Annotated in this window: 4 protein-coding genes; 1 reads left to right on the forward strand and 3 read right to left on the reverse strand. The window is 70.4% G+C overall.

All coding sequences use genetic code 11. The annotated features are described in order from the left end of the window. Positions 1–1112: FAD-binding domain-containing protein (locus IQ216_RS12330; protein WP_304523985.1), on the forward strand; the 1112-nt coding region annotated here is incomplete at its 5' end. A 55-nt stretch (positions 1113–1167) separates the two neighbouring features. Here the strand turns inward: IQ216_RS12330 and pgeF are convergent. The 3 genes from pgeF to IQ216_RS12345 form a co-directional block, all read right to left on the reverse strand. Continuing rightward, positions 1168–1971 carry a peptidoglycan editing factor PgeF gene (gene pgeF, locus IQ216_RS12335; protein ID WP_193815692.1) on the reverse strand — a complete coding sequence of 268 codons (804 nt, stop codon included), beginning with the start codon at positions 1969–1971 and terminating at the stop codon, positions 1168–1170. Next, the gene (locus IQ216_RS12340; protein ID WP_193815693.1) at positions 1964–2932 is read right to left on the reverse strand and encodes a Tab2/Atab2 family RNA-binding protein; all 969 of its coding nucleotides are present in this window, start codon (positions 2930–2932) and stop codon (positions 1964–1966) included. The genes pgeF and IQ216_RS12340 overlap by 8 nt, the downstream gene beginning before the upstream one ends. Further along, on the reverse strand, positions 2929–3952 hold a 1024-nt coding region (locus IQ216_RS12345), incomplete at its 5' end, for a S1 RNA-binding domain-containing protein (protein ID WP_193815694.1). The genes IQ216_RS12345 and IQ216_RS12340, both read right to left, overlap by 4 nt.

Below are 3952 nucleotides of genomic sequence, written 5' to 3' on the forward strand. Positions count from 1 at the left end.
GCACAGCAGCAGCCCTGAAGCGGCTGAAGCTTTTCTGCAGCCAGGGCGTGTCGTCGCGCTACTACTGGCAGCTCAGCTACCCCGCTGCCCGCGCCAGTTCCGGCCTCAGCCCCTACCTCAAGTTCGGGGTGGTGAGCCATCGCCAGTGCCTCGATGCCATCGCGCCGCTGCAACGGGGGGACAGCGGCCAGCAGCGCAGCTGGCGGCCGCTGGTGAGCCGGCTGCGCTGGGGGGCGGGTATGGCCCAGCGCTTTCGCTACCTGCCCCAGCTGGAACTGGAGCCCCTCTGGCACTGCCACCAGCAGGAGACCCGACTCAACGCCCGCCAGGAGGAGTTGTATCGGCGCTGGCAGGAGGGGCGCACCGGCTTCCCGATCGTCGATGCCGCCTCCCGTTGTCTGCTGGCCACCGGCGGCTGGCACGAGCTCAACTTCCGCAGCCGGGCCATTCACGCCAGCTTCCTCACCAATCTCTGCGGCATCGACTGGCGCTACGGAGCCCTCCACTACATGCGCCATCTGCTCGATGGCGACTGCCCCATCGATCACTACCAGTGGGCGATGCAGGCGGGCGTCACCACAGGTGGCGGCCAGCAGAGTGGCGGTGAGCGGGGCGGCCAGGGAGCCTGGACCCGCATCTACCATCCCGGCCAGCTGGCGGTGGACCGCTGCGATCCCCAGGGGGTGTTCGTGCGTCGCTGGCTGCCGGAGCTCGCCGACCTCACCAACGACCAGCTGGGCCAGCCCCCTGCCATGGCCAACTATCCACCGCCGATGCTCGACTACACCAGCGCCCGAGCAGACCGCCTGGCCTGGCTGCAGCAGCGACGCCAGGGATGGAGCCGCGGCGGCTTCAGTGCCATGCCCAGCGATGTGACCCCCTTCGGGGCCAGCCGCATTCCCGGCAGCTGCCTCGACTGGTGCCAGGAGCACCATCCGGCCCTGTTTCCCGAAGGCCTCGATCCAGGCAGCCTGGACAGAGAGCAGCAAGCCGCGCTGGAGAGCTGGTTCATGGGCGGGCGCACACCTGCTGAGCGGCCCCGTTCCAGCCGGCGTCAGCGCAACAGCACCATGCAGCAACTGGAGCTGTTCGGCGGCGAGCGGGGAGACTGAATCGGGCGCACTGAATCGGGCGGCACGAATCGGGCGGCCTGGAGCCAGCCAGGGATCAGCCCTGGGCCACGATGCCGCTCCACTGCACCGCCTTGACCTGGTCACGGCGCCAGGAGTGGAAGAGCTCGGTTTCGGTCACGGTGCAGAGGGGACAGGTGGCGATCTGCTCGGCGGGGATGCCGCAGAGCAGCAGCTGGGCCTGGGCAGCCGCCCGGATGTCGAGCCGGTCGTGGCCGGGCTGGGGATCGTTCAGCAAGGCACCACAGGCCTGGAGAACCTCCAGGGCCGCAGCGATCGGTTCAGGCGCAAGGCTGAGGGCCACATGTTCGCTCACCTCGCGCCGCACCTGATAGCACTCGCCGGACACGGCGGGACCCAGGGCCACCCGCAGGTCAGCCGCCCGGCTGCCGGCCGCCTCCAGCTGGGCCACCGCAGCCGGCAGGATGCGTCCCGCCACCCCCCGCCAGCCGGCATGGCAGGCCGCCACCCTGCCGCTGCGGGGGTCGGCCAGCAGCACGGGGGTGCAGTCGGCACCGCACACCCACAGGCTCTGGGCAGCGGCATCGCTGACCAGCCCATCCGCCTCGGGCCAGGGCTCCAGCGCCGCCGCGCTGGCGGGCAGCACCAGGGCTCCATGGACCTGCTGGGGTCGATGCACCGTGACGCCGGCGCTGAGGTAGCCCACCAGCACCTCGGGAATCCGGCCCTGCCACTGGCGGGTGAAGAAGCCGTGCTCAAAGCCTTCCAGCAGGTCGGCCTGCAGGTAGTAGCCGCCGTAACAGCCCACCCAGGTCCAGCCAGCCAGTTGATTGAATCCCGCATCAGGCCGATCGAACGGCGGTGGCACGGCCTCAGCCATCGGGCAGATCCCGCAGCAGCCAGAAGCCCTCGAAGCGCTGATCGCTCTCGCGGCTCTGCACGGCGATGAACTGCAGGCCCGCTGCCTGCTGCCGCGAACTGGCGAAGGCCTGGGCCGCCGCCTCGGCCTCAGCCTCGGGCAACGAGGCCAGCAGCCAGCGATCATCCATGCCCGCTTCCAGCACCAGCTGGGTGCCCACGATCTCCAGGCGCACCGGCTCGAGGCCAGCCAGCCAGCCAGCCACCGCCAGGGCGCGGCTGGAGCTGAACAGGCGCAGGCCAGGCACGCCAGCGTCAGCGGCGGCGGCCTCCGGCAGGGGCACCAGGCCCGAAAAGCCGCTGTCCCAGGCCTTCGCCCCGGCCAGGGCACTCACCGGCAGGCTGGCCCAGGCCCAGCTGTCACCTCGGGCGGCCTCGGGCAGGGGCACCGGCACCGGACGCACGGCCTGGGGCGGCGGTGCCAGGGGACCGGCCAGGTAGCCCTCCTGCTGGGGATAGACCTCCCGCTCGCGCTGCTGCAGCCAACCCACCAGGGCATAGGTGCGGCGGCTGGGGATGAGGTCCAGCCCCAGGCCCTCGGCGGCCCGCTGCACCATGGTGCGCATCGAGGCCCGCCAGCAGCGCAGCCGCCGCGGTGGCGCCACTCCAGAGGCCGTCGCATCGGCCTGGGCCGCCTGCAGGGCCTCCCTCAGCCAGATCGAGTTCACGCTGGAGGCCGGGCAGGTCCGCACCCAGCGAAAGCTGTCACTGGCCGCAGCGCCGTCCTCACCCACCTCGGGGGTGGAGCAGATCAGCAGCTCCCAGCGTTTTTTGCCCTCGGGATCCAGGATCGGACGGGAATAGAAATCGAGCTCCCAATCGGGGCCGATCGCCGAGCCAGCGGCCGCCGAGGCGAGGGCCGCCGACTCAGGCGATGGGGGTGGGGCCGAAGCGGCAGGTATTGGAGGGTTCAGATCGCTCATCCGGCTGCCTGCTCCTGCTGGCGCAGCTGGGAACGGGCCCGGTTGGCCCTGTCGGCGGCCTCCTCCATCACCCGCTGTTTGTCCACCAGCAGCTCGCCGGCCTGGCCCTCCAGCAGGGCCGTGTTCAGGGCAATGCGACCCCGCCCGGGGTCGAGGTCGGTGACCAGGGCGCTGAGCCGCTCGCCCTGGCTGAAGGCCTGGCGCAGATCGCGCAGGTCGGCACCGGTGATGCAGCTGGCGTGCAGCAGTCCGCTGATGCCGCCCAGATCCACAAAGAAGCCGTAGGGCTTCACCGACACCACCACGCCCTCCACCAGCTGACCCACTTCCAGCTGGCTGAAGCGCGCCGCCGTGGCCGCCTTCTTCTCCGAAAGCACCAGCTTGCGGGTCTCGGCATTCACCTCCAGGAAGGTGACACCCAGGGTCTTGCCCACCAGGGCCTCGTGGTTCTCTCCCTCCACGAGCTGGGAGCGCGGGATGAAGCCCCGCAGCCCCTCGAGATCGCAGGTCACACCGCCGCGGTTGAAGCCGCTCACCTTCACCTGCACCACCTTGCCGTCCTTCTCGAGCGCCCTCACCTTCTCCCAGCTGTGGCGCAGGGCCAGGGCCCGGGCACTCACGGTGACCATGCCGTCGGCGTTCTGCTCCCGGGTCACCAGCACCTCCACGGCCGTGCCGCTGGGGAAGCGCTCCTTGAGATTGGTGATCACGCCCAGGGCGGCCTCCTTCTTGGGCATGAAGCCGGGAGCCTTGCCGCCGATGTCCACATAGACCCCATCGCTCTCGAGGCCCACCACCACACCCGTCACCACCTCACCGGTGGAGCCCACGAAGTCCTGCTCATCTAGGGCGGCGAGAAAGGCCTGCTCATCAAAGTCGAACTCATCGACGCTGCGGCTGACGGGACGATCAGCGGACTCGGCGGCTCGGGGGCGCCCCTGGCGGGAGCCATCGGGCCCCAGCAGGTCGGCCATGGTGAAACCCTCCATACCCCCCAGGTCAAACAGCTCGTCGTCCGTC

It is taken from the genome of Cyanobium sp. LEGE 06143 (assembly GCF_015207535.1).
Classification (GTDB): domain Bacteria; phylum Cyanobacteriota; class Cyanobacteriia; order PCC-6307; family Cyanobiaceae; genus NIES-981.

What these genes read in the sequence shown, in the direction of transcription:
- pgeF (WP_193815692.1), bottom strand. Translation starts at nt 1,971, where the DNA reads ATGGCTGAGGCCGTGCCACCGCCGTTCGATCGGCCTGATGCGGGATTC.
- IQ216_RS12340 (WP_193815693.1), bottom strand. Translation starts at nt 2,932, where the DNA reads ATGAGCGATCTGAACCCTCCAATACCTGCCGCTTCGGCCCCACCCCCA.